Annotated in this window: 42 protein-coding genes; 41 read left to right on the forward strand and 1 reads right to left on the reverse strand. The window is 67.1% G+C overall.

What is annotated here, in order from left to right; all coding sequences use genetic code 11:
- Window positions 1-623: 623 nt before the first annotated feature.
- Window positions 624-1,262: a helix-turn-helix domain-containing protein gene (locus tag HRC28_RS23895; protein WP_182377844.1), complete on the reverse strand. Its 639-nt coding sequence runs from the start codon at window positions 1,260-1,262 to the stop codon at window positions 624-626.
- 178 nt (window positions 1,263-1,440) lie between these two features.
- Between HRC28_RS23895 and HRC28_RS23900 the strand changes: the two genes are divergently transcribed.
- The 41 genes from HRC28_RS23900 to HRC28_RS24105 all read left to right on the forward strand — a co-directional run bounded on the left by HRC28_RS23900 (window position 1,441) and on the right by HRC28_RS24105 (window position 19,740).
- Window positions 1,441-1,734 carry a helix-turn-helix transcriptional regulator gene (locus HRC28_RS23900; RefSeq protein ID WP_182377845.1) on the forward strand — a complete coding sequence of 98 codons (294 nt, stop codon included), beginning with the start codon at window positions 1,441-1,443 and terminating at the stop codon, window positions 1,732-1,734.
- Window positions 1,731-1,928: a helix-turn-helix domain-containing protein gene (locus HRC28_RS23905; protein WP_182377846.1), complete on the forward strand. Its 198-nt coding sequence runs from the start codon at window positions 1,731-1,733 to the stop codon at window positions 1,926-1,928. The genes HRC28_RS23900 and HRC28_RS23905 overlap by 4 nt, the downstream gene beginning before the upstream one ends.
- On the forward strand, window positions 1,925-2,509 hold the full coding sequence (locus HRC28_RS25210; protein ID WP_202033167.1) for a DUF3039 domain-containing protein: 585 nt from the start codon (window positions 1,925-1,927) through the stop codon (window positions 2,507-2,509). Before HRC28_RS23905 ends, HRC28_RS25210 begins: the two co-directional genes overlap by 4 nt.
- On the forward strand, window positions 2,506-2,652 hold the full coding sequence (locus HRC28_RS23915) for a hypothetical protein (RefSeq protein WP_182377847.1): 147 nt from the start codon (window positions 2,506-2,508) through the stop codon (window positions 2,650-2,652). The genes HRC28_RS25210 and HRC28_RS23915 overlap by 4 nt, the downstream gene beginning before the upstream one ends.
- Window positions 2,649-2,825: a hypothetical protein gene (locus HRC28_RS23920; RefSeq protein WP_182377848.1), complete on the forward strand. Its 177-nt coding sequence runs from the start codon at window positions 2,649-2,651 to the stop codon at window positions 2,823-2,825. The genes HRC28_RS23915 and HRC28_RS23920 overlap by 4 nt, the downstream gene beginning before the upstream one ends.
- Window positions 2,822-3,187, forward strand: coding sequence for a hypothetical protein (locus tag HRC28_RS23925; protein WP_182377849.1), 366 nt, complete (start codon window positions 2,822-2,824; stop codon window positions 3,185-3,187). Before HRC28_RS23920 ends, HRC28_RS23925 begins: the two co-directional genes overlap by 4 nt.
- The gene (locus tag HRC28_RS23930; RefSeq protein WP_182377850.1) at window positions 3,184-3,363 is read left to right on the forward strand and encodes a hypothetical protein; all 180 of its coding nucleotides are present in this window, start codon (window positions 3,184-3,186) and stop codon (window positions 3,361-3,363) included. Before HRC28_RS23925 ends, HRC28_RS23930 begins: the two co-directional genes overlap by 4 nt.
- A 72-nt stretch (window positions 3,364-3,435) precedes the next feature.
- Window positions 3,436-3,615 (forward strand): hypothetical protein, encoded by a 180-nt coding sequence (locus HRC28_RS23935; RefSeq protein WP_182377851.1) that lies wholly within the window; start codon window positions 3,436-3,438, stop codon window positions 3,613-3,615.
- Window positions 3,612-3,845, forward strand: a complete 234-nt coding sequence (locus HRC28_RS23940) for a hypothetical protein (protein ID WP_182377852.1) — start codon at window positions 3,612-3,614, stop codon at window positions 3,843-3,845. Before HRC28_RS23935 ends, HRC28_RS23940 begins: the two co-directional genes overlap by 4 nt.
- Before the next feature lie 351 nt (window positions 3,846-4,196).
- Window positions 4,197-4,370: a hypothetical protein gene (locus tag HRC28_RS23945; RefSeq protein WP_182377853.1), complete on the forward strand. Its 174-nt coding sequence runs from the start codon at window positions 4,197-4,199 to the stop codon at window positions 4,368-4,370.
- Window positions 4,367-4,633, forward strand: coding sequence for a hypothetical protein (locus HRC28_RS23950; protein WP_182377854.1), 267 nt, complete (start codon window positions 4,367-4,369; stop codon window positions 4,631-4,633). The genes HRC28_RS23945 and HRC28_RS23950 overlap by 4 nt, the downstream gene beginning before the upstream one ends.
- On the forward strand, window positions 4,630-4,782 hold the full coding sequence (locus HRC28_RS23955; RefSeq protein ID WP_182377855.1) for a hypothetical protein: 153 nt from the start codon (window positions 4,630-4,632) through the stop codon (window positions 4,780-4,782). Before HRC28_RS23950 ends, HRC28_RS23955 begins: the two co-directional genes overlap by 4 nt.
- Entirely contained in the window at window positions 4,775-5,095 is a 321-nt protein-coding gene (locus HRC28_RS23960) for a hypothetical protein (RefSeq protein WP_182377856.1), read from the forward strand. Before HRC28_RS23955 ends, HRC28_RS23960 begins: the two co-directional genes overlap by 8 nt.
- On the forward strand, window positions 5,092-5,271 hold the full coding sequence (locus HRC28_RS23965; protein WP_182377857.1) for a hypothetical protein: 180 nt from the start codon (window positions 5,092-5,094) through the stop codon (window positions 5,269-5,271). Before HRC28_RS23960 ends, HRC28_RS23965 begins: the two co-directional genes overlap by 4 nt.
- A gap of 155 nt (window positions 5,272-5,426) precedes the next feature.
- The gene (locus HRC28_RS23970) at window positions 5,427-5,966 is read left to right on the forward strand and encodes a hypothetical protein (RefSeq protein ID WP_182377858.1); all 540 of its coding nucleotides are present in this window, start codon (window positions 5,427-5,429) and stop codon (window positions 5,964-5,966) included.
- Complete coding sequence (locus tag HRC28_RS23975) at window positions 5,963-6,343, forward strand: hypothetical protein (protein WP_182377859.1); 381 nt, start codon at window positions 5,963-5,965, stop codon at window positions 6,341-6,343. The genes HRC28_RS23970 and HRC28_RS23975 overlap by 4 nt, the downstream gene beginning before the upstream one ends.
- The gene (locus tag HRC28_RS23980) at window positions 6,340-6,699 is read left to right on the forward strand and encodes a hypothetical protein (protein ID WP_182377860.1); all 360 of its coding nucleotides are present in this window, start codon (window positions 6,340-6,342) and stop codon (window positions 6,697-6,699) included. Before HRC28_RS23975 ends, HRC28_RS23980 begins: the two co-directional genes overlap by 4 nt.
- Window positions 6,699-6,971: a hypothetical protein gene (locus HRC28_RS23985; RefSeq protein WP_182377861.1), complete on the forward strand. Its 273-nt coding sequence runs from the start codon at window positions 6,699-6,701 to the stop codon at window positions 6,969-6,971. Before HRC28_RS23980 ends, HRC28_RS23985 begins: the two co-directional genes overlap by 1 nt.
- Complete coding sequence (locus HRC28_RS23990) at window positions 6,968-7,834, forward strand: YqaJ viral recombinase family protein (RefSeq protein WP_182377862.1); 867 nt, start codon at window positions 6,968-6,970, stop codon at window positions 7,832-7,834. The genes HRC28_RS23985 and HRC28_RS23990 overlap by 4 nt, the downstream gene beginning before the upstream one ends.
- On the forward strand, window positions 7,831-8,793 hold the full coding sequence (locus tag HRC28_RS23995; RefSeq protein WP_182377863.1) for a recombinase RecT: 963 nt from the start codon (window positions 7,831-7,833) through the stop codon (window positions 8,791-8,793). Before HRC28_RS23990 ends, HRC28_RS23995 begins: the two co-directional genes overlap by 4 nt.
- Entirely contained in the window at window positions 8,790-9,299 is a 510-nt protein-coding gene (locus tag HRC28_RS24000) for a VUT family protein (protein WP_202033168.1), read from the forward strand. Before HRC28_RS23995 ends, HRC28_RS24000 begins: the two co-directional genes overlap by 4 nt.
- Entirely contained in the window at window positions 9,296-9,673 is a 378-nt protein-coding gene (locus HRC28_RS24005; RefSeq protein WP_182377864.1) for a hypothetical protein, read from the forward strand. The genes HRC28_RS24000 and HRC28_RS24005 overlap by 4 nt, the downstream gene beginning before the upstream one ends.
- Window positions 9,634-10,644: a hypothetical protein gene (locus HRC28_RS25215; protein WP_202033169.1), complete on the forward strand. Its 1,011-nt coding sequence runs from the start codon at window positions 9,634-9,636 to the stop codon at window positions 10,642-10,644. Before HRC28_RS24005 ends, HRC28_RS25215 begins: the two co-directional genes overlap by 40 nt.
- Complete coding sequence (locus HRC28_RS24020; RefSeq protein ID WP_182377866.1) at window positions 10,641-10,820, forward strand: hypothetical protein; 180 nt, start codon at window positions 10,641-10,643, stop codon at window positions 10,818-10,820. The genes HRC28_RS25215 and HRC28_RS24020 overlap by 4 nt, the downstream gene beginning before the upstream one ends.
- The gene (locus HRC28_RS24025) at window positions 10,817-11,620 is read left to right on the forward strand and encodes a hypothetical protein (protein WP_182377867.1); all 804 of its coding nucleotides are present in this window, start codon (window positions 10,817-10,819) and stop codon (window positions 11,618-11,620) included. Before HRC28_RS24020 ends, HRC28_RS24025 begins: the two co-directional genes overlap by 4 nt.
- The gene (locus HRC28_RS24030; protein ID WP_182377868.1) at window positions 11,620-11,958 is read left to right on the forward strand and encodes a hypothetical protein; all 339 of its coding nucleotides are present in this window, start codon (window positions 11,620-11,622) and stop codon (window positions 11,956-11,958) included. The genes HRC28_RS24025 and HRC28_RS24030 overlap by 1 nt, the downstream gene beginning before the upstream one ends.
- A gap of 151 nt (window positions 11,959-12,109) precedes the next feature.
- Window positions 12,110-12,574: a hypothetical protein gene (locus HRC28_RS24035; protein WP_182377869.1), complete on the forward strand. Its 465-nt coding sequence runs from the start codon at window positions 12,110-12,112 to the stop codon at window positions 12,572-12,574.
- Entirely contained in the window at window positions 12,571-12,801 is a 231-nt protein-coding gene (locus HRC28_RS24040; RefSeq protein WP_182377870.1) for a hypothetical protein, read from the forward strand. The genes HRC28_RS24035 and HRC28_RS24040 overlap by 4 nt, the downstream gene beginning before the upstream one ends.
- Complete coding sequence (locus HRC28_RS24045) at window positions 12,798-13,388, forward strand: hypothetical protein (protein WP_182377871.1); 591 nt, start codon at window positions 12,798-12,800, stop codon at window positions 13,386-13,388. The genes HRC28_RS24040 and HRC28_RS24045 overlap by 4 nt, the downstream gene beginning before the upstream one ends.
- Window positions 13,385-13,624, forward strand: a complete 240-nt coding sequence (locus tag HRC28_RS24050; RefSeq protein WP_182377872.1) for a helix-turn-helix transcriptional regulator — start codon at window positions 13,385-13,387, stop codon at window positions 13,622-13,624. Before HRC28_RS24045 ends, HRC28_RS24050 begins: the two co-directional genes overlap by 4 nt.
- The gene (locus tag HRC28_RS24055) at window positions 13,617-14,081 is read left to right on the forward strand and encodes a hypothetical protein (RefSeq protein WP_182377873.1); all 465 of its coding nucleotides are present in this window, start codon (window positions 13,617-13,619) and stop codon (window positions 14,079-14,081) included. Before HRC28_RS24050 ends, HRC28_RS24055 begins: the two co-directional genes overlap by 8 nt.
- Window positions 14,081-14,863 (forward strand): hypothetical protein, encoded by a 783-nt coding sequence (locus HRC28_RS25220; RefSeq protein WP_202033170.1) that lies wholly within the window; start codon window positions 14,081-14,083, stop codon window positions 14,861-14,863. Before HRC28_RS24055 ends, HRC28_RS25220 begins: the two co-directional genes overlap by 1 nt.
- A gap of 139 nt (window positions 14,864-15,002) precedes the next feature.
- Window positions 15,003-15,350, forward strand: a complete 348-nt coding sequence (locus HRC28_RS24065; protein WP_182377874.1) for a hypothetical protein — start codon at window positions 15,003-15,005, stop codon at window positions 15,348-15,350.
- Window positions 15,351-15,429: 79 nt separating this feature from the next.
- Complete coding sequence (locus HRC28_RS24070; RefSeq protein WP_182377875.1) at window positions 15,430-15,633, forward strand: hypothetical protein; 204 nt, start codon at window positions 15,430-15,432, stop codon at window positions 15,631-15,633.
- Entirely contained in the window at window positions 15,630-16,106 is a 477-nt protein-coding gene (locus HRC28_RS24075; protein ID WP_182377876.1) for a hypothetical protein, read from the forward strand. The genes HRC28_RS24070 and HRC28_RS24075 overlap by 4 nt, the downstream gene beginning before the upstream one ends.
- On the forward strand, window positions 16,103-16,405 hold the full coding sequence (locus HRC28_RS24080; protein WP_182377877.1) for a hypothetical protein: 303 nt from the start codon (window positions 16,103-16,105) through the stop codon (window positions 16,403-16,405). Before HRC28_RS24075 ends, HRC28_RS24080 begins: the two co-directional genes overlap by 4 nt.
- On the forward strand, window positions 16,402-16,785 hold the full coding sequence (locus HRC28_RS24085) for a hypothetical protein (protein WP_182377878.1): 384 nt from the start codon (window positions 16,402-16,404) through the stop codon (window positions 16,783-16,785). The genes HRC28_RS24080 and HRC28_RS24085 overlap by 4 nt, the downstream gene beginning before the upstream one ends.
- Window positions 16,782-17,129 (forward strand): hypothetical protein, encoded by a 348-nt coding sequence (locus HRC28_RS24090; protein ID WP_182377879.1) that lies wholly within the window; start codon window positions 16,782-16,784, stop codon window positions 17,127-17,129. The genes HRC28_RS24085 and HRC28_RS24090 overlap by 4 nt, the downstream gene beginning before the upstream one ends.
- A 97-nt stretch (window positions 17,130-17,226) precedes the next feature.
- Window positions 17,227-18,063 (forward strand): hypothetical protein, encoded by an 837-nt coding sequence (locus HRC28_RS24095; RefSeq protein WP_182377880.1) that lies wholly within the window; start codon window positions 17,227-17,229, stop codon window positions 18,061-18,063.
- A 106-nt stretch (window positions 18,064-18,169) separates the two neighbouring features.
- Window positions 18,170-18,997 (forward strand): class I SAM-dependent methyltransferase, encoded by an 828-nt coding sequence (locus tag HRC28_RS24100; protein WP_182377881.1) that lies wholly within the window; start codon window positions 18,170-18,172, stop codon window positions 18,995-18,997.
- 2 nt (window positions 18,998-18,999) lie between these two features.
- The gene (locus HRC28_RS24105; RefSeq protein ID WP_182377882.1) at window positions 19,000-19,740 is read left to right on the forward strand and encodes a hypothetical protein; all 741 of its coding nucleotides are present in this window, start codon (window positions 19,000-19,002) and stop codon (window positions 19,738-19,740) included.
- The last annotated feature ends 192 nt before the right edge of the window (window positions 19,741-19,932 follow it).

The raw sequence follows: 19,932 nt of genomic DNA on the forward strand, positions 1-19,932 counted from the left end.
GACGACGACCACTCCCCCGCCCGACCGGAGCCCTTGGCTACAGTTCCCCGGTACGGATTTCGGGCCCCTAGCTCAATTGGCAGAGCAGGAGACTTTTAATCCCCGTGCCCTGAGCGTGAATCAGGGCCCCCGACAGCCTTAAATGTAGCCAGCCGTCGGATTTCGCCTCAGGCGTCAGTGACGATCGGGTGATCCCGGACCAGGCGCTCGAGGAACCTCACGATCTCAGCGTTCCGGTTGGTACCCATGTCATCGCAGACGCGCTTGGCCTCTCGCCACAGGGCATCGTCGACACGGATTGCGCGCGTTCCGGGAACTGGCGTCTCGCCGCGCGGTCGTGGCACGCAAGGACGCTAGGGGTTTCAGCATGTGCTGATTTGGCGAACCCCTTCTAAGTGTCGGACTCATCGGGCAGACTCCGCGGCACGGGGAAGTAAAGGAATCGTCCGGCATGGGGTCGGAGATGCGAGGCGACTCGGGGAAACCTTCGCCGCGATTGGTGGGAATCGCAGTGTGCTTGCTGGATCTCGCGGACAAGGGCATCCGCATCATCTTCGTGACCGTACTGAGCGAAGGGTGGCTGTTCGTGACCAGGAGTCGCGTACTCCTGATCGACGAAAGCCTCAGTCCTGAGGATCAGGACGCGGCGTCTCGCCATGTTCTAGCGAGTCTTGTCGAGTGACGATCTTCGAGTCGTCGATTACGCCCAACGTCATGGGGGCGGCACCTCGGGGGTCTCGATTCTCGGCATTTCCATCACCTCCCTTGCGGTCGTGGTCGGCGCGCAGGTCGCGGCCGAGGCGGGTGGCGCCCGTGGCTGACAGGTAGGGAAGCATCGCCAGAACGGCGTCGTGAACCGCGTCGCTCAGTCGATCCGGCTCGAGCAGCCTCGCGATGCCAGCCAGTGCTTCGACGGCCTGGCTCACCTCGAGCGGGTCGGCGTCGGCGCCCGCCGGCACAACGGGACGACTCAAGTCCGGGATGTTCTCAACCACAAGCTCGTGTTCCCAGTCGCCCATCTCAAGGACGCCCTCGTCGACCGCTGCGGCGAACTCCTCGACCGTTCCGCGCGTCCAGCCCAGGGCGTTCTCGATCTGGTGCTGAGTCCGCAGCGGGAATGACTCGGCCGCCGCACGCTCGAACTTGCCGACCGTCGCGACCTTGGGGCCGCCGTACTGGGCGAGTTCGTCCTGGTTCAGCCCCAGGCGCTCTCGGCGAGCCTTCGCGACACGGCCAATCGCCTGTAACCCGTTCTCGTTCATGGCTAGAGCCTGACCCCACAACCCATGACAAGTCCAGTCCAGTAACGACAAGTTGCCGATGCCTTGTCGGCGCAGGTCGCTAGTTACGACGGTGTAGTACTGCAGGTCATCGATAACTTGTCGTTATTTATCACCTCGGTATCTTGACTTGTCGCTACTTGTCGTTCAATATCGATACATGCCAGCAACCGAACCCCTCGGACCGATGGTCCGCCTCAAGGAGGTCCGGACGAAGCTCACGACCCTCACCCAGGAACAACTGGCTGAGCGGATCCGCGAGCAAGGCGTCCCGATCACCAATGCCGGCCTCTCGAACGTGGAGAACGGCAACAAGCCCGCTAGCGACCGACTCCTGACTGCGTGGGCCAACGCCCTCGGACTGGAACCGCTCCTCGTCTGGCAGGGCCCCCTGGTGAAGCCGGTCGAGCCCGGCATCCCCGGCCACCACCTTCGCCCCACGGGCACGGAATGAGCGAGCAGCAGATAGCGGCGTCCGTCCGGACGCTCGCGGCCCTCCTGGACGTCAGTGAAACGACGATCCGAGAAGCCATCAACAAGCAGGAACTCCCTGCGTTCCGAGTCGGGCGAGCAATTCGCGTGTTCGTCGACGACGCCAAGGACTGGCTTCGCGGCCAGACGCGAGTTGGATCGGAGGACGACCAGTGAGTCTCACGCACGTTCTGACGCAGACCCACAGGCACTACGCGGCCAACTGCAATGTCATCGGCACCGACGATGCGCGCAAGAACAAGCACCCCCTCGTCGCTGACTGCGGAACCGTCTGGATTCCCGGGGCGGCGCGGGACACGAAGTCACTGCCGATGTGCCCCGAGTGCGAGGTGGCATACGCACGCCGGCTGATGCGGCCGTCCGACCTACGGCCCCACTTTGTCTACCGATGCTTCGACGGCGATGACCGCCTGATCTACGTCGGATGCAGCGCATCGCCTCGCCAGCGCATGGACCAGCACCGCGGCAGCTCGTGGTGGTTTAACCAGGTCGAGCGCACCCGCTACGTCGTCTTCAACGACAAGGACTACGCGCTCGGCAAGGAGCGCGAAGCGATCGCCACAGAGAACCCGCGCTGGAATCTCAAGGGGCGCGACCGCGCGCTCTGGACCGCCGCTGACTACGAGGACATCCACTTCGCGATGATCCAGAACGGCGCGTCGGACAAGCGGCTGCAGAAGCACGCGGATGAGGCTCGCCGACGCTACTCCCTCGACCTGCTGGGGGAAGTGTCATGAAACTCCTCCTCGCCCTCCTCTTCCTCGCCGTCGTCATCGCCTGCGTCCTGGCGGCCATCAACGCCGCCCCCGACCAGACCCTCCTCGAGCAGGTCGAGAACGCCGGCCAGTCGATCAGTGGCGTGTTCGGTGGTGCGTGGTGAGTGCGCTCCAGATCCTCGGCACGGCAATGCTCGTCATTCCGATGGCGGCGATCCTCTTCGCGGCGGGGCGTGACCTCGGCTTCGGAAACCTGGTGCTGGCCTTCCTCGTTGGCGGCGTCGTCCTCAGCTTCTTCGCTCTGGCAGTGAAGCTCGCAGCGGGTGACTTCGGATGACCACCCTCAGCACCCACCCCCTCGACGAACCGGATCTCCTCTCGCTCATAGCCGACAACTGGACCCCGCTCGGCATCGATCTGGCTGACCAGTTCCGCGAAGCCTGCCGACTGGAAGCCGAAGCGAACGCCGGTCTGGTCCACCCGTGCAAGGTGACCGCCCGACTCAAGGCCAACGACCCGGACGTGAACACGCGTCGCATCTCGGCGCTGTGGTCCACGGCGTGCGGGCGTGACGGCTACCTCGACAAGACCGACATCCCCGCGCAGCTCGACGGGTCGGTCTCTCGCGGCAACGGCAACAAGGAGTCCGTCTACCGCCGCTGGCGCACCGCCGCCCAAACCGCAAGGAGCACCTCGTGAAGTTCAACAGCCCGTTCCTCTTCGCCATCCCCCACGGGATGCCGACCGCAGACCGCGAGCGAGTGCCCGGCCGGATCGCGAAGAACTTCGGGATCACCGGCCCGATCACGTTCGTGCGAGCGGACGACCGGATGCGCCTCTACGCCCTGCACCACAACGGCAAGTCCGCCGCCTAACCCAAACCAGCGAGGCCGCGCCACCTCGAAGCAGACGCGACCTCACCAGATATCTAGCAAGGAGCGTAACCGATGGAACCGTCCCGACTGGCCGAGAACATGGCCGCAGCATGGGCCGCACGTGTTCGGGCGAATGCCGCCGAGCACGCCGCGATCACCGAGGCGCCGGCCCTCTTCAAGCCCGAGCGTCGCGAGCAGGTCGAGGCCGACTTCGTCCGTGCCCGTGCCGAGGTTGGCCGGTGGCCGGCATGAGCCCCCTCACCCACCTCAATCGCAGCGCCGTCAGTGAGGACGCGAAGACCCTCGCAATCTGGTGCTCGCGATCCAGCGAGTCGTACAACGTCGGCGCGTGGCAGGCAACACTCCTGTTGCGGCCGGAGTCCTTCCGTGACCTCGTGTCGCTGCATCTCGCGGCGATGGACCTCGCGACCGACAACCCGGCCCTTGCGGTCTGGGGCGTCGCTGGGGCGGTGAAGGCATGACCACCACCGCCACCATCTGCGCCTGCGACGAGGCCCACCTCCTCCCCGTCGGGCGTCATCAGCATCTGGACCGACGGCGCCACCCACGGACTCGCCGACTGCGACCCGGACGAGGTGAGGTCGTGAGCAGGGATCTGCTGATCGCGGTGCTGCTCCTCGCCCTCGCCACGATCTGCAATGCCGTCGCGATCATCCTCCTGGCGGTGACCCCATGACCTGCACCCACCACCTAGCCGACGGTCCCCTCATCTGCGTCCGCACCGACGACCACGACCCCACGCCGAACCGAGGTCATATCTACCACTCGACGCTCGACGCCGTTGGCAACAGCAACGACGGGCCGGTGGACTGATGCCGCTCATCGCCGTCAAGTGCACCCAGCCCGCCTGCCTCCACGCGTCCACCATCGCCGAACCCCTGGTCGACGCCTACCTCTGCGGCTCCGATGCCATCTGCGCCTGCCACCCGATCCCGCTCGCCCAACTCGGGGTGCGAGCGCTGCCGTGCAAGGGGGCGGTGGCGTGAGTAGCCGCGAGGACATCCTTCGCGCCGCCTCCCACGCGCTGATTGACATGCGGACTCCCGATGGCGAGTGGGAGGCCGTCGAGACGGACATCTCCAGCGGCAACGTCGTCGTCACGCTGCGCAAGGAGTCCGAGGAACTGACGTGCGTCTGCAAGGACCCGAACTCCGACGAGGTCGACGAATCCTGCGAACTGTGCCTGTTTGGGATGCAGCCAGATGACGAGTACGTCGAGGTCATTTTCGCCGTGGTGGTGACCTCATGACCACCCCCGAGGACGACCTCCCCACCACCTCCCTGTCCGAGCTCGACGACGCGATGGGCGCGGCCGTGTGGCTGGTCCTGTGCCTCGCGGTGGTCGTGATCGTCGCTGTCGTTGCGGCGGTGCGGTGGTTTGGACTCGCTCATGGCTGACGTCGGCCGCGGCATCGGTATCGGAGCACCCGGTCTCGGTTGCCCTGTCCCCTCGCCGGGCGTCACGGCTCGGCTTGACGTCCACTACGAGACGACGTTCAACGACGGCCACGTAACGAAGTACCACCTCGTCCACGAGTGGTCCGGCTACACCGCCAAAGAAGCGGCCGACGCCCGATTTAAGCGACTCAAGGACGCCCATGCCGACGCCAAGCGCGACGGCCTCACCATCACCGTCCGTCGCGCGCGGGGCGACTGGATAACCGTCGAGACGCTCGCGTTCAGCGACACCGCAGACGGGACTCCGCGATGACCAGCACGCGCATCCAACTCGACCCCGACGACGGCCCCGACGGGTGGCTGGGAAGCACTGGCTACCGACTGCCCGAGGCGTTCGACTTCGCGCTCGCCATCTCTCGCGAATGGGGATGCCGCGTCGAGATGCGCGTCGACGAGCGCGGCTACGAAGTGTTCGCCACCCCCACCTGACTCCGGCGGCATCGGCACCCCACTGGCCGACGACACCGGACGGCCCGCTTCCGACGACTTGGGGAAGGCGCAGGGAGCGGGCCACCCAGACAGCAAGAAGCCCGCTGGGGGCAACCAGCGGGCGAGGACAGAACCTACGAGAGAAGGACCACCCAATGACCAGAGTACAGAACTGGAAGCCGGGCGACGTTGCCCTGGCGATGTACGACGACGACACCGGACCGTTGATCTATCTCCGCGTCCGTGACCGCTTCAAGGGCGACGAGGACATCGAGGAGTGGCGCAGTTGCGAAGGCTCTCGATCGGAGCGCTTCGAGGCGGCGGACTGGTGGCGGACCCTCGTCGTCATCGACCCCGAGGACCGCGAGCAGGTCGAGCAGTTGCACTCCTTCCGCGAGGACGCGATCCACGACGAGATTGCACGCGTCGGAAGCGCTCAGACGGTCGACGCGCTGCAGGCCGCGCTCCGTGAGTTCGCCAACCCGACCCCGCCGAAGCCCGAGGAGCCGACCGGGCTGGGCGCGGTGGTCGAGGCGACTGCCGAATGGGAGGACGGGAAGGGCGTCGGCCCGCTCAAGTGGGCGGCCAGCGAGGACGGCTCCTGGGTCTGCCTGACCGATGGGCACGTCGGCATGACCGTCCCGTGGCCCGTGCTCCACCACGTCCGCGTCCTCTCGGAAGGCGTCCCAGCATGATCCCCTTCACCCTCTCCGCCACCGGCTTCCTGCTGCTGGCCTACGCGATCCACCACGCCCACAAGCGCGACCGGGCGGTGCTGGTGGCCGACATCGCCAGCGCCAACAAGAAGGCCGCCGACTGGCAGCAGATCGCCGCCGACTGGCAGGGACTCAGCAACCGCGCCGACGCACGACGCCAGATCGCCGACGAGAAGGTGGTTGCGCTCAAGGGTGACCTTGAGTGGGCGCGGGTCACGATCGCTGTCCAGGCGTTGCAGATCGACCGCCACTTCCTCATGCCGACGGTCGCGGGGATGCGTGCTCAGGCTGCCGCGTCCGTTGCGCCCGTGGTGCCGATCCGACGCGTCCGCGAGTTCGGCGGGATGCCGTCATGAGCATCAAGCGATTCGACACCTTCACCGCGATCTGCGACTGGCCCGAGTGTGGCGCCGACGTCATGGAGTCGTCTGACTACGGCGGCTGGGGCGAGATGGATGCCCTCGACACCGAGATGGAGGACGCCGACTGGCGCATCGGCGCGGACGGGACCAGCCACTACTGCGACAAGCACCCCGTGCAGTGGGTGGGCACGCGGCTTGACGGTGACCCCGAGCCGCCTCGCCCCTACCTGCTGATTCACGACGGCGACACAGGCAACTTCGACGACGACGGCAAGGTCACGCTGATCCTCGCCGAGACCGTTCGCCTGATCGCCGAGGGCAATGCCCCGCTGCCGATCGAGGTGCCCTGATGCCGGTCTTCAGCCGCCCCGTGTACGACCAGTATGGAGAGCGCGTCACCCTCTCCGACACCGACCCCGAGTTGTACGCCCATGACCAGCGCAAGGCCGAACGCGCACGGGAGCAACGACGAGCGGCCGGGATCCCCGAGCCGACGCTGGCCGAACTCGCGGCTGGGTTCGGCCCCCACCCCCACCCGTCCGTGTGCGAGGTCCCCGACTGCTGGGTGCCCGCGTGTCGAGCGTGGGAGTGGTCTGAGCACAAGCAGGCGGTGGGGGAATGAGCAGCGACCTGACTCCTGGCTCGCCCGAGTGGATGCGAGTCGTCACCGCCAGCAAGGTCGCCGCAATCCTGGGGCTGTCCCCGTGGCAGTCGCCGCGGGCGCTCTGGCACCAGATGCACGGCGACCTCCCGAACACCGCCGAGACCGACACGACGCGACGGGGGCACTACCTCGAGCCCGCGATCCTCGCATGGTGGCGCGACCAACACCCCGAGTTCCTTGGCGTGCTCGACCTGTCGCCGAGCTACACCCTCGGGGACTGGGCAGCGGCCACACCTGACGCCCGCGCTGTTGAGCCCGAGCACGGTCACGACGTCCTCGTCGAAGCGAAGTCCACCGCGCAGGACTGGGACGAACTCCCGGCCTACTACCTGACGCAGGTCATCTGGCAGATGCATGTCAGCGGCATCCACCGCTGCCACGTGCCCGTCATCGGCCCACGCCTCGTGTTCACCGAGTTCATCGTCGACTACGACGACTACGCCGATGACGCCCTGGTGATCGAGCAGCGGGCGCGAGAGTTCTACGACTCCCTCGCTGCCGACGTGCCGCCCCCGCTGGACGACACGGTCGCCACCTATGACGCCGTCCGCAAGATCCACCCGGACATCGAGCCCAAGGCCGAGGTCGAACTCGACGCCACGACCGCACGGCAACTCGTGGAGTGGCATGACGAGCTGGAGTCCACCAAGAAGTCCGACCGCCTCGCCAAGTCGACCGTCATTGACGCCATGGGCCGCGCTCAGTACGCCACGCACAACGGCGTCCGCATCGCCCGCCGCCAACCCGGCAAGTACGGCGTGACCTTCGTCGTCGTCGCCAAGCCCGCAGACCTTCCCGACCGCAAGGAGACCGCAGCATGACCATCGAGCAGTACAACCCGACCACCGAACTCGCCACCGTCACGGCCCGCAGCGGCTACGACCTGATCCGGTCCACCGCCGCAGCCATGGCTGACGCCAACGCGATCGCCAAGGCCGTGTGCTCGACCGACATGGTGCCAAAGCACTTCCGGGGCAAGCCCGACGACCTGACCGCCGCGATGCTCTACGGCGCCACCCTCGGCTTCGACCCGATGCAGTCAGCGCGACAGGTGTTCGTGATCCATGGGCAGGCCGCGCTCTACGCCCGGTCCATGGCCGCGCTCGTCATGGCTGCTGGCCACCAGGTGCGCACCGTTGAGACCAGCGACACCGCCGTCACTGTCGAGGGTCGCCGCCGCGGTGCCGACCACGTCGAGCTGTCGACGTGGACCATTGACCGAGCCAAGAAGGCGGGCTACACCGACAACGCGAAGTACCGCACCGACCCGCAGGCGATGCTCTACGCCAAGGCTCTGTCCGAGGTGTGCCGCAAGATCGCGCCCGACGTCCTCAATGGCGTGTACGCCGTCGAAGAGATGCAGATGGAGCGCGTCGAGTCCGAGCGCGTTGACCAGCCTGTCGGCGCGGTGAACCAGTTGCGCGCCGCCCTGAACCCCTCCCCGGCGCAGGCGACGCCAAGCGCCGAGTCTCCCGACGCGGCCGATGCCCCGGCCACGGTTGAGGCGAGCACCGGGGAGGCTCTGGACGTCGAGCCGATGTTCGACTACCGCAGCGGATGGGCGCGGGCCGAGTTCTTCCCCGCCCTGCGCGCCGCCGAGGAAGGCGGCCACTTCGCCGACCCGAAGGCGTTCATGTCCGAGGTCGTCGGCCGCGACATCGCCAGCAGCAAGGAACTCACCGAGGCCGAGGCGCAGCTTGTGCTCGCCCACCTGCCGGTGATCAAGGCCGCCGACGTGAGCCCCGAGGACGCTTTCCCAGCCGAGGGCGTGACCGAGTGAGCATCCGCATCGGAGCCGCCATCGGCTTCCTGGCCTGCATCCTGCTCGCCAACTACGTCACCACCGATTACGGCATGGTGTCGGTCGGCTTCGGCTACATGGCAACGGCGGGCACCTACTTCGCCGGCCTGACCTTCGTCCTTCGCGACTCAATCCAGGACACCGCTGGCAAGTGGGCGGTCATAGCCCTGATTGTCATCGGCGCCGGGTTGTCCTACCTCGTGTCCGACCCGTTCATCGCCACGGCCTCAGGGGTCGCGTTCCTTGCGGCCGAACTCGCTGACCTCGCGATCTACACACCACTGCGGAAGCGCGGCTATATCCGAGCAGCCGTGGCGAGCAACATCGTCGGATCGGCTGTCGACACGGTCCTGTTCCTCTGGATCGCCGGTTTCCCGATCGCCGACGCATGGCAGGGCCAGATGGTCGGCAAGGTCGCCGTCACGGCCGTCGTGGTCGCGCTCGTGATTGTCGTTCGGTCCAGTCGGAAGGCGGCGACGGCATGAGCATCTTCGCCCGACAGCAATGGTCTACCGAGCGCAGCCGATCCGGCCAAACGATCCCGATTGACGCTGACGTCAGGATCGCCGCGACCGGACCACTGACTCACCTCTGCCCCGTTGTGGACGAGGTCGACGAGGGCCGCGTGACGATCACGTGGCAGTGCAATGGAGCGACATTGGAGCTTCACGCGCTCGCCGAGTACCTGCGCGGATTCAAGGACGCGCGCGTCTCTCACGAGCAGATCACTGATCGCATCGGCCACGACCTGAGCGTGGTCGACGGCATCGAACTCGTGTCAGTCGAAAGCACCTGGACCACGGCCGGCATGGAGGTCCGATGCGTTTCTACGCCAACCCCTGCGCGAGTGACGCCGTGATCGCCGCGATGCTCGCCGGGCAGATCCACTACATCGACACGCCGGCACAAGGCAACCGTCGACCACCCGGCGTCCAGTGGATCGCCGACAATGGCTGCTACTCCGACAAGTTCGACGAGCCGAAGTGGTGGGACTTCCTCACCAAGAACGCCCACGCCGCAGCCGACTGCATGTTCGCCACCGCGCCTGATGTCGTTGGTGACGCCGCTGCGACCCTCGAACGATCCCTGCCCTGGCTCGCGAAGATCCGCGAGCTCGGCTACCCGGTGGCCTACGTGGCGCAGAACGGATTCGCCGAGACCGACGTGCCGTGGGATGAGTTCGACGTCCTGTTCATCGGTGGCGACGACGCCTTCAAACTCGGCCCCGATGGACGCACTGCGGTCCGTGAGGCCAAGGCGCGCGGCAAGTGGGTCCACATGGGCCGCGTGAACTCCGAGAAGCGGTGGCTGTACGCCGACGCGATCGGGCGTCGACTCAGTGGACGGCACCTACTTGCGCTTCGGGCCGGACGTGAACCTGCCCAAGTTGATGGCTTGGACTCGCAACAACGACCAAGGCTCGCTGTTCGGCGGTGCCGCATGAAGCGCTACGAGATCCCACTGCCCTGGACAGCGCCCCCGATTTCCCCAAATGATCGCGGCCACTGGGCCACCAAGGCACGCGCGACCGGACAGGCGCGCACCGAAGCACGCTGGGCGATCCGTGCCGCCAAGGTGCCGCTGCTCGACGGCTGCGAGGTCACTCTGCACTGGCGCGTGCCGGACATGCGCCGACGTGACGCCGACAACCTCGCCGCGACCAAGAAGGTCGTCACCGACGCACTGGTCGACGAGGGCGTGCTCGGCGACGACTCCTGGGTCCACGTCGCTGCGTCCACCGAACGCATCCACCCACCCGAGAAGGGACTCCCGGCTGCTATGTGGCTGTCCCTCGAGAAGATTCGGCGACCAGAGAGTGGTGCGGCATGAAGGCGATCATCACGCCCGAGTTCATCACCGAGGTCGAGTCCATCTGGGCGGCGACACAACGGGCGAACCTCGACTACCGACTCCACCCGTTCAGCCGCGGCGAGCACTCAGGCGTCTGTGCCGCGCAAGGCTGCGAGTACGGGTTGCGGATGTTTCGCGGCCGAGGTGCGGCATGAGCACCTACGACGCCGCTCGCCGGAACGCTCGGGTCGCCGCAGATCGACGCAAGCGGATCGCCCTCGCCCAACTGCGAGGCGAACCCATCGCCCCAATCGACGCCGCTCCCCTGCGCATCCATATCAAGGCACTGATCGGCCTCGGATGGTCGGGTCCCGCGATCCTGGCAGCGTCCAACGTCAATGCATCAGTGGGCGGTTTGCTGTTGATCGCGAACGGTCGATCCATGCGCGCCGAGCGCAAGTTCGCCCCGATCCTGGACCTGCCGATCAGTGTCGGCGTGCCCGAGTCAGTGCCAGACCAGATGTTCGTTCCTTCCCTCGGCTCCGCCCGTCGTATCAGGGCGCTCATGGCGCTCGGGTGGCGCCATGAGGACATCACCAGCCTGCTCGGTGGTCGCGTTTCCCACCACCTCGCTGCACACCGACACAAGGCCATCAATGCGCACGACTGGCGTCTCGTCGATGCCGCCTACGAAGCGCTGTCCGGCTCGCCCGGACCGTCGCAACTGTCGCGCAAGCGCGCGGCCGAGCAGGGTTACGTGCCGCCGCTCGCATGGGACGACATCGACGACCCGAACGAGCGGCGCACAACCGAGACGCTGGGAAGCAGACGCGTCGGCGTCGATCTGGTGCTCGTCAAAGAGGTGCTGGCCGGCGCGTACCGACTGGATACGTCGCCCGCCGAGAAAGCCGAGGTCGTGCGCCTCTGGGAAGCCGATGGCAAATCGCTGGCCGAGCTCGAGCGGCTGACGGGCTGGAATACCAACCGCTACCGACCAGAGAGGACCGCAAGCTGATGGTCTGGTTCAAGGTCGACGACACCCTCGCCCTGCACCACAAGACAGTCGCGGCAGGAAACGCCGCGATGGGCCTGTGGGTCCGCGCCGGCTCCTGGTCGATGCAGACCCTCTCCGACGGCTTCGTGCCCGACGTCATCGTCGGCTCGCTCGGCACGACCGGACAGGCAAAGAAGCTCGTCGAGGTCGGCCTCTGGGATCGCCTCCCGACCGGCTACGCCTTCCATGAGTGGGAGCAACGACAGCCAACCAAGGCGCACGTCCATGACGAGCGAGAGGCAACGGCACGACGACAGAAGGAGTGGCGCGAGCGTCGGAAGAAGGAGGGCAAGAAGTGATGCGTAACGCCGTTACTAACGCGTCGCGTAACGGAGGGCGTAACGCTGCCCCGACCCGACCCGACCCGACCCGACCCAAAAGAAGTATTAACTCCCCTTCGCATTGCATCGTCACCTACTGCACGAGCCGAGCCGCTGCGAGGTCAATGCGATGCCACTGACCGACCAGGACATCCGCGCACTCGTCCACCTCGCCATTCGCTGCCGCCCGTCAGGTTCACCCCGCTGGGATGACGCCGGCACCTTCGCCGCAATCGCCAAGGTCCGCCACCTCGCGCTCGCCGACGTCTCGCTGTCGGTGATCCGAGCTGCCGATGACGCGAAGGCCCAGACGCCCGGAGTCATCGCGAACCTCGGCGCCCCGAACTGGCAGGAGCGCGGCACTCGTCCTCAGCCGCTTGAGCCCTACGACCCCACCACCGCGTGCGACATCTGCTCGCTGCCCGTCCACCGCCACACGTCGCTGTCGGGGCACGACTTCGTCAGCGCCCACGACGCAGCCCGACGCCGAGACGTGGCACCGAAGCCGCCGCTTCCCCGCAAGCGGGACATCGACCCCGACCCCACCCCCGCCGCACCAGAGCCCACCCGCCACGAGAAGGAGACCCGAGCATGAGCAGCGAGACCGCACCCATCGAGGTGACCACCCGATACGCCACGACCGTCGACAGCCTTGCCGACGCTTGGCAGTTCGTCATGGCCCGCGTCGACACCGTTGGCCCGGACCCGATGATCACGATCTCGCCGCTGTGGTCGTTCTCGGTCGTCGACATGGGCGAGGAGACCCCGCCGCGCCAGTTCTCGGTCGTCGTCGAGGGCATGGTTCCCGAGGTGTCGGCATGACCGAGCACGAGTGCGACTCTGGCTGGTTCGACCGGACGGTCTGCGGCTGCGGTGCGATGCACTCGTACTGCGACACCTGTGGGAAGCGCGACGACGATTGCCCTCTGGACGCCGAGGAAGCCACCCCGGCAATTCACCAGCGGCCCGCGAGCACCGAGGTGGACCCGAGTGCCACCGCGACGCCAGTAGGCCCGCACAGGGCGAATCTGGACGTCGAGGCGATCCGGGTGCGCATGGAGGCTGCGACACCGGGACCGTGGCAGTCCGTCGAGATCGCGCACACGAACTGGATCGGCTTCTACGAGCCCGCGGGATTCTTCCGGCTGTACGAACGTCGAGCGTGGGCCACGCCTGCCGACGATGACTTTGTCGCTGCCGCCCGCAGCGACATCCCCGCGCTCCTCGCCGAGCTCGACCGCCTGACCGCCGCCCTGGATGCCGAGCGGGCGCGGGTCGCGGCTGGGTTGGCTGTCATCAACGGTCGCCACCCGATGCCGTACTGCGCTGCTGATGGTCGGATCGTGGTCGACCTGCTCGGCAGGGTCCGCGCCGCCCTGGCTGACCCTGACGCCGAGGTGGGCAAGTGAGCGCGCCTGACCCGTTGATTGCCGCCTTGATCGAGGAGCGCCGACGACAGGGCATCTCTCAGCGCGAACTCGGCCGTCGCGCCGGCCTCTCGAGCGGTGGCCTGTGCGAGGTGGAGCGCGGCGACCACAGCCCGACGCTTCGGAACCTCCGCTTGCTCGCAGCCGCTCTCGGCTTCGACGTCAACCTCACCACCGCTGCTCCCACCACCGAGTCCAAGGAGGACGACCATGCCTGACGACCTGCGCGACGAGTTCTTCGCCGCCCTCGTGCCGCACACGACCGATCACGAGTGGGCCGATGAGGTTGCCGAAGTGCTGGCCGACACGTTCGCCACACGCCTCGCCGCCACGGACCCCGCCCCGGACGAGGCGCTGGACCGGGTGCGGCAGTTGGACCAAGGGCACGTCGGGGAGGGCTGCGTGTTCCCCGACGAGCCGTGCCGCTGCGTGATCCCGTTGTTCGACCTCCGGGCCGCGCTCGCCCCCACCCCGCCGACCGTGGCCCCGTCCGACCTTCCCGTCGCCACCGGGGACGCGGCGAGCGAGGGCGGCTACAACGAGTACGCGGCCCGACTTCAGTGCCTCAACTCCGCACATGCGCGCCTGTCCGAAGGCATTGACGCGGCGAGCGAGCGGATCGCGGCCCTGTACGACGACTCCGGCCACAGCCACGAAGGTGGGGGCGACGACTGATGTGCAACCACAAGAACCGCGAACAGGCCATGACCGTGCTCGACGAGAAGACCTGGTGCGACCCGTGCATCGCCCCGCTGATCAAGGCGCTCAACGACGGCGGGCTGCGAACCATCGCATCGTGCTGCGGTCACGAGCACGGTCCAGGGAACGTCATGCTGGTCGATGGCCGCGTGCTGATCGTCTTGCCGGATCGGGAGTGGGGCGATTGGATAGCGCAACGGATCTTCGAGCGCACGGGGCCGATGCCGGGGACCACGTTGACTACGGCGCAAGCGAACGAGCAATGGAGCGACCGTCCAAGGTTCGCCCTCGACGCTGACGTGACGGTCTATTGGCCAACCGTCCGGCCCGAGTACGACGCCGCGCCTATCAACCTTTGCAAGAACTGCGGGCGAGACGCAGGTCCGGACGTCCCGACCCCCGACCACTGCTCATCGTGTCCGCCATGGACCTGCGACGGATGCGGCCAGACGACCAGCATGGCCGACCCGTGCTCCTGCTGGATCCCGCTCGATGGGCTGCCAGTCGCGGACATCAAGGCACTCTTGGCGCTAGGGGACCTGAGTGTCGACGCCACGACCCCAGGCACAGAGGGATGTGGGCACCCGAACCACGGCAACGACGACCACAACTGTTTGCCCTTTCTGCCTCAATGCATGGCACCCGAGGGCGGTCCGGGCTACCACCGTCACCACACCTGTCAGGGCGTGCGCGGGCACATCGGAGAGCACTTCTATCGCGCTCGCCACCAAGGCATGTGTCGATGGGCTGACCGATGAGCACGAGCCGATGCCGAGTCAAGGACTGCACCGACAAAGCCACCACCTCTGTCGTCCTCGCTGACGGATCGCACGGAGTCGAGATCGTCCCCATCTGCGCTACCCACCAGGCCGAACTCGCGACCACCAAGGAGAAGCCATGATCCAGACCGAGAACAAGTGCACGAACTGCGGTGAGGGCATCGGCCGCGCCAACCTGCAGTTGTGGGTGCACGCCACCGGCGTCCAGGCCGCGAAGGCGACATGTGCGATCGATCCCTACGGCTCTGCGCACGCGTACCCCGTGACGGATCATCACTGTTGCGGTCCGGACGAAGGATGCACAGGGCCATCCCACCCCGCCCCCGTCCACGCGGACGACACGGACGCGGCCCTGCGAGCGGACATCCGGGCGGTCCTCCCGCACGTCAACCTCGAGTTCTTGCCGGAGTACGCGATGGCGGCGTACTCACGACTGCGCGCCGCCACCACCAAGGAGGACCGATGAACACCGGGACATGGCTCGGGTACGCCGCGATCGCCAGCCTGTTCGCGTTCGCCGTGTGGAGCGACTGGAAGGCCGGACGATGAGCGCGGACGACACGGACGCGGCTGCCCTGATCGAGCGGTCCTCGCTCGGCACCCCGGAAGCCAAGGCACTGCGGGAGACCGTGTCCGACGAGCACGCGGCCCGGATCGTGGCGCGGTCGAAGGAGTTCGCGCGGGACGAATGCCCACACGGCCACCGACTGCCTGAGAACTGCGGGCTGTGCACGGGGTGTGACGCATGAGCGCGGACGCGGGGGACGAGGGCGTGCGGTTGACGGAGGGCGAGGTCAGCACTGTTGCCTCGTCGGTCTACGCCGTGCTGGGAACGCATCGGATCCAGCCGCATGGGGACCTGCTCGCGGTCGGCATCAAGCACGCCGTCGAGCGCATCCTGTCTGCCCGGCTCGCGGAGGTCACCGCCGAACGGGACCGCGTGCTCGATGAACTTGACCGGGTCCTGCGAGAGCGCACTCGAGAACGCGCCGAGGCTGCTGAGGCCCGGCTGAGTGAGGGCGTCGTGGAGTGGGGCGTGCGGGGCGGGCCGTCTGGCATCGGGTCCGGCATCCAAGCGGGATGCATCGACCCCGGCGGAACGTCCCGGTACTACGACGAGGAGTTGGCGCGGTACGACACCCGAGGCCGACCGCAAGACCTGTTCAAGCGGACCCGGTACTCACCTGCTCCCTCGCCGTGGGTGGAGGTGAGCGAGCCGTGAGCGCACATGACGAGTGGTGGGCGACTGAGAAGGTGCGGCGCAAGTTCGGCACAGAGGTGCCGCACGAGCCGACCGACGAGTTCGTCAAGCGGGCGTTCATGGAAGGCGCACGAAGCCTGTGGCCCGACAGCCGCGACCCCGGTTGGTACGTGACGTTCGGTCGCTGGCTGGAGGCACATGTTGCCAGCAAGCAGGCCGAGGCGTGGGACCTGGGGCACGGGACGACCTGCGACGGCATCACGTCATCACTCGACGGCTGCGAGAAGCACAACCCCTACCGCACCAAGGAGACGCCATGACCACCTCACCGCGTGACCGTGCAGCCGCCGTGGCGGAGAAGGTGGCGAGTGAGCACGCGCACACCGAACGCCGCCGAACCACGCCCGCGCCCGGCATCTCCGAGTGGGACAACCACTGCCAGTGCGGCAAGAAACTGCCGTGGCCCAAGGTCGAGTGCGAGAACACCCACCGCGCCCACCTCGCTGACGCTCTCGCTGACGCGCTGGTTGCTGGGGGGCTGGTTGGGGACGGGGAGGCGCGGGAGCAGCAGGCCGTGGCGTGGGATCGCGGCTACGACCGGGCCGTGGATGCCGTGGAGAAGGCGATCCTGCGACTGGCCGCGGGGCTGCCGGGTGACGCCAAGCGGCTGCCCAACCCGTATCGCGAGGCCACCCCATGACCCGCGCGTGGGCCACCTGGACGGGCATCGCCGGACTCGCGGTGGATGCGGTGCTGGCGGTGGTCGGTTGGTTGGTGCCCGGGGAGGCTTGGGATGTGGAGGGGGAATCGACCTATCCCGACGAGGTGCTTGTCGATGAACCGCTCCTGTACTGGCGTCTGCCGAGCGCCGAGGACGTGTCGGGAAACGGGAACCACGGGACCTACGTCGCTGGCGTCATCGACCAGATCGTCGTCTACCCGGACTCGATGCCGAGGTACGAGAGCTTCTGGAACACGCACCAACACCGCATCTGGTGGCTGAACGCCGAGGTTGAACCACTGCTCTGGGAGGGCGAGGACTGATGACCATGCGAGACCGAGTGACCGACGCGCTCGACTGGCTCGGGCCGGACCAGCAGCAGGCCGTGGATGCAGTGATGGAAGCGATCGAGGAGAGCGAATGAACTGCCTGCACTGTGGAACCACGACGAGCAACGGACTCGCGCTGTGCGAGCTGTCGCAGATGAAGGCGGCTGGGTGCCTCGAGTACCTGCCGGTCTACTTCCGCAACCTCGCACGCTGGCGACCAGGACGCGCCGGCTCTCGACCAGTGCCCGGATCGCGCGTGCTGTACGACGGCGAGACCCGAAAGACCGACCGAGTCAGTGCCGCACTGGATGAGATCGGCGCCAAGATCGTCGGCTGGGCAATGGCGCTGGCCGATGACCGAGGCATCGAGTTGCCCGACATGGATGGCGAGGCTGACCAGACCGCGGCCCTGTGCCGCATCCTGGCCGAGCACCTGACCAGCATCGCCACGCTCGAATGGGCGGGCACGTTCGTCGCGGAACTCAGCGAGCACGAGGACGCACTGCGGGCACTTACCGAGGATGTCGCACCCGGTTGGTACGCGGGTGGCTGCGGACAGTGCAACTCCGGCACCTATGTGATCCCCGGCCTGACGTGGGTGAAGTGCAACGCCTGTGGCGTGGTGACCTACGCGAGGGATCACCTCGACACGATCCTTGATGAGGCGCGGGACTGGGTGGCTCGACCGAAGGCGCTGGCTGAGGCCGTGGTGGCGATGGTCGACACCGAGCAGAGCGTGATCCGGCTGCACAAGCGGATTAGCAAGTGGGGTGAGCGTGAGCAGATCAGCGTCTTCCGGCGGGCCGATGGTGACGGTGACGAGATCGGGCCGAAGCGCTTCCTGCTGGGCGACGTGATGGACATGCTGCGCGCCGAGGGTCAGACCCGCACCAATGACGATGCGACAGATACGGCGGTTGCGTCGTGACGTGCGCTACCCTTGTCGCAGTAACTGGTGGCGGAAGCGTCCCCGGATTCCCACCACGACCCCGACTCGCACGCCGAGCGGGGTCGCTGTCGTTCGGGGGTGAGTCGTGAGCGTTGACATCCTGCTCGTCACTGACGACAGCAGCCGCGAAGACATCGCCGAAGCGCTCACACACCTGGCGAAGTACGCGGCACATCAACTGCACCACCCCGACTGCACGCCGTGGGTGACCGCGCATTCGCCGGATCGACGCATTGCTCACCGATTGGGAGGCGGCTTCATGACGCTCAACGCCGAGATGATCCTCGATCAGAAGCAGTCCCCCGGCCTGATCGAGAACCCGTGCCGTGACGCCCTGATCGAGCTGGCATCCAAGGTGTCGGCCGGCCGGACCATCGTTGAACTCGGGTCTTTCAAGGGCCGCTCGACCGCACACCTGGCCCTCGGTTCCTCGCGTGGCAATGCAGTCGCGGTCCATGCCTACGACCCGTGGGACAACGGCGACACTCCCGCTGGCTACGAGACGCACGCACCGAGCATCGTTGAGTATGTGCGTTCTGAGACCCGTGAGGCGTTCGACGCCCACATGGCTCGCACTGGTGCCGGCGAGTACGTGACCGCCCACCAGTCGACCGGAGTCGACGGCGCCAAGGACTACGACGACCTCGACGTTGCCCTGCTGTTCCATGACGCCCTCCACCGCAAGGAGGATGTGCGCGATGACCTCAAGGCGTGGCTGCCGAACATGGCCGACGACGCCGTCATCGTCCTGCACGACGTTGGCGACCCGCGGTTCGAGGTCGAAGAGGGCGCACGACTGGCACTGACCCGCACCAAGGTGTTGCGCGAGAAGTGGAACTGGGAAGGCCGCGAGGTTCACCTCTGGGCCAAGCAGCCCACCAAGCGCGGCTTCACCATCGTCCGCACGCGGTAGCCATGACCACCGACCTCGTCTACGTCGTGGGCGGCGAGCCAGACTCTCCCGGTCGCGAGGAGATGCGGTACTCACTCCGGTCGTTCGCGGCCAACCTGAACATTGAGATCCGTGACGTGTGGGCCGTCGGCGATGTGCCAGCCTGGTTCGCCGGCGCACGCCTCCCGCTCACCCCGCACGCCGACAAGTTCCGCAACCAGCGGCAGTCGCTCGAGTCCTACGTCAATCTTCCCGGCGCCGCCGATCGCGTTGTGGTGCTCAACGACGACATGTTCGCCACCGAGCCGCACAACGAGATCGTGGTCTGCCGCAACCGAAGCCGCGTGTCCAAGTGGGCAGCAGCCGAGAAGGCGGATGGGCGCACCCTCAACGCCTGGCACCGTGCCGTCATCGCGACCGGAACATGGGTCGGCGAGACCACCGACACCGATCCGTTCGTCTATGAGTGCCACACGCCGCTGATGTTCGACACCAAGCGACTGCGCGACGCGCTCGCTGCGTACCCCACTGGCCAACCCTTTGCGGTTGGCGAGCTCTACCCACTGGCCGGCATTGGTGGCGAGGGTGACCATCGGGGCAACGCCAAGGTCAAGGCCGAGTCGCTGGCCTCCAAGCTCGCCAACCCCATGCCGTACCTGAGCGGCAACCCTGACTCGTGGCGCGGTGCGCTGGGTGCATGGGCGCGTGAGCAATGGCCCACCCCCTGCCACTGGGAGCGAGACCACCCCGCCCTGGTCGCATGACCACCCCCAATCCCCGTCGGGCGAACGGCCATCGGCGCAATCAACTCCGGCGCGCTGTCCTCGCAGAGGAAGACAACTGCTGGCTTTGCGGCCAGCCTGTCGATAAGAGCCTGCCGCCCCACCTTGACGGATCCCCCGAGGTGGACGAGGTCATCCCTGTTGCGCTCGGGGGCGATCCATTGGACCGAAGCA

Source organism: Nocardioides sp. WS12 (genome assembly GCF_014108865.1).
Taxonomy (GTDB): Bacteria; Actinomycetota; Actinomycetes; order Propionibacteriales; family Nocardioidaceae; genus Nocardioides.

What these genes read in the sequence shown, in the direction of transcription:
- HRC28_RS23975 (WP_182377859.1), top strand. Translation starts at nt 5,963, where the DNA reads ATGATCCCCTTCACCCTCTCCGCCACCGGCTTCCTGCTGCTGGCCTAC.
- HRC28_RS24075 (WP_182377876.1), top strand. Translation starts at nt 15,630, where the DNA reads ATGAGCGCGGACGCGGGGGACGAGGGCGTGCGGTTGACGGAGGGCGAG.
- HRC28_RS23905 (WP_182377846.1), top strand. Translation starts at nt 1,731, where the DNA reads ATGAGCGAGCAGCAGATAGCGGCGTCCGTCCGGACGCTCGCGGCCCTC.
- HRC28_RS24045 (WP_182377871.1), top strand. Translation starts at nt 12,798, where the DNA reads ATGACCGAGCACGAGTGCGACTCTGGCTGGTTCGACCGGACGGTCTGC.
- HRC28_RS25215 (WP_202033169.1), top strand. Translation starts at nt 9,634, where the DNA reads ATGCGTTTCTACGCCAACCCCTGCGCGAGTGACGCCGTGATCGCCGCG.
- HRC28_RS24095 (WP_182377880.1), top strand. Translation starts at nt 17,227, where the DNA reads ATGAACTGCCTGCACTGTGGAACCACGACGAGCAACGGACTCGCGCTG.
- HRC28_RS24025 (WP_182377867.1), top strand. Translation starts at nt 10,817, where the DNA reads ATGAGCACCTACGACGCCGCTCGCCGGAACGCTCGGGTCGCCGCAGAT.
- HRC28_RS23970 (WP_182377858.1), top strand. Translation starts at nt 5,427, where the DNA reads ATGACCAGAGTACAGAACTGGAAGCCGGGCGACGTTGCCCTGGCGATG.
- HRC28_RS23935 (WP_182377851.1), top strand. Translation starts at nt 3,436, where the DNA reads ATGGAACCGTCCCGACTGGCCGAGAACATGGCCGCAGCATGGGCCGCA.
- HRC28_RS23925 (WP_182377849.1), top strand. Translation starts at nt 2,822, where the DNA reads ATGACCACCCTCAGCACCCACCCCCTCGACGAACCGGATCTCCTCTCG.
- HRC28_RS24020 (WP_182377866.1), top strand. Translation starts at nt 10,641, where the DNA reads ATGAAGGCGATCATCACGCCCGAGTTCATCACCGAGGTCGAGTCCATC.
- HRC28_RS23955 (WP_182377855.1), top strand. Translation starts at nt 4,630, where the DNA reads ATGACCACCCCCGAGGACGACCTCCCCACCACCTCCCTGTCCGAGCTC.
- HRC28_RS24085 (WP_182377878.1), top strand. Translation starts at nt 16,402, where the DNA reads ATGACCACCTCACCGCGTGACCGTGCAGCCGCCGTGGCGGAGAAGGTG.
- HRC28_RS23980 (WP_182377860.1), top strand. Translation starts at nt 6,340, where the DNA reads ATGAGCATCAAGCGATTCGACACCTTCACCGCGATCTGCGACTGGCCC.
- HRC28_RS24070 (WP_182377875.1), top strand. Translation starts at nt 15,430, where the DNA reads ATGAGCGCGGACGACACGGACGCGGCTGCCCTGATCGAGCGGTCCTCG.
- HRC28_RS23965 (WP_182377857.1), top strand. Translation starts at nt 5,092, where the DNA reads ATGACCAGCACGCGCATCCAACTCGACCCCGACGACGGCCCCGACGGG.
- HRC28_RS23900 (WP_182377845.1), top strand. Translation starts at nt 1,441, where the DNA reads ATGCCAGCAACCGAACCCCTCGGACCGATGGTCCGCCTCAAGGAGGTC.
- HRC28_RS23915 (WP_182377847.1), top strand. Translation starts at nt 2,506, where the DNA reads ATGAAACTCCTCCTCGCCCTCCTCTTCCTCGCCGTCGTCATCGCCTGC.
- HRC28_RS23945 (WP_182377853.1), top strand. Translation starts at nt 4,197, where the DNA reads ATGCCGCTCATCGCCGTCAAGTGCACCCAGCCCGCCTGCCTCCACGCG.
- HRC28_RS23990 (WP_182377862.1), top strand. Translation starts at nt 6,968, where the DNA reads ATGAGCAGCGACCTGACTCCTGGCTCGCCCGAGTGGATGCGAGTCGTC.
- HRC28_RS23985 (WP_182377861.1), top strand. Translation starts at nt 6,699, where the DNA reads ATGCCGGTCTTCAGCCGCCCCGTGTACGACCAGTATGGAGAGCGCGTC.
- HRC28_RS24005 (WP_182377864.1), top strand. Translation starts at nt 9,296, where the DNA reads ATGAGCATCTTCGCCCGACAGCAATGGTCTACCGAGCGCAGCCGATCC.
- HRC28_RS24030 (WP_182377868.1), top strand. Translation starts at nt 11,620, where the DNA reads ATGGTCTGGTTCAAGGTCGACGACACCCTCGCCCTGCACCACAAGACA.
- HRC28_RS23940 (WP_182377852.1), top strand. Translation starts at nt 3,612, where the DNA reads ATGAGCCCCCTCACCCACCTCAATCGCAGCGCCGTCAGTGAGGACGCG.
- HRC28_RS24035 (WP_182377869.1), top strand. Translation starts at nt 12,110, where the DNA reads ATGCCACTGACCGACCAGGACATCCGCGCACTCGTCCACCTCGCCATT.
- HRC28_RS25220 (WP_202033170.1), top strand. Translation starts at nt 14,081, where the DNA reads ATGTGCAACCACAAGAACCGCGAACAGGCCATGACCGTGCTCGACGAG.
- HRC28_RS24055 (WP_182377873.1), top strand. Translation starts at nt 13,617, where the DNA reads ATGCCTGACGACCTGCGCGACGAGTTCTTCGCCGCCCTCGTGCCGCAC.
- HRC28_RS23960 (WP_182377856.1), top strand. Translation starts at nt 4,775, where the DNA reads ATGGCTGACGTCGGCCGCGGCATCGGTATCGGAGCACCCGGTCTCGGT.
- HRC28_RS24090 (WP_182377879.1), top strand. Translation starts at nt 16,782, where the DNA reads ATGACCCGCGCGTGGGCCACCTGGACGGGCATCGCCGGACTCGCGGTG.
- HRC28_RS23895 (WP_182377844.1), bottom strand. Translation starts at nt 1,262, where the DNA reads ATGAACGAGAACGGGTTACAGGCGATTGGCCGTGTCGCGAAGGCTCGC.
- HRC28_RS24105 (WP_182377882.1), top strand. Translation starts at nt 19,000, where the DNA reads ATGACCACCGACCTCGTCTACGTCGTGGGCGGCGAGCCAGACTCTCCC.
- HRC28_RS24040 (WP_182377870.1), top strand. Translation starts at nt 12,571, where the DNA reads ATGAGCAGCGAGACCGCACCCATCGAGGTGACCACCCGATACGCCACG.
- HRC28_RS24065 (WP_182377874.1), top strand. Translation starts at nt 15,003, where the DNA reads ATGATCCAGACCGAGAACAAGTGCACGAACTGCGGTGAGGGCATCGGC.
- HRC28_RS23995 (WP_182377863.1), top strand. Translation starts at nt 7,831, where the DNA reads ATGACCATCGAGCAGTACAACCCGACCACCGAACTCGCCACCGTCACG.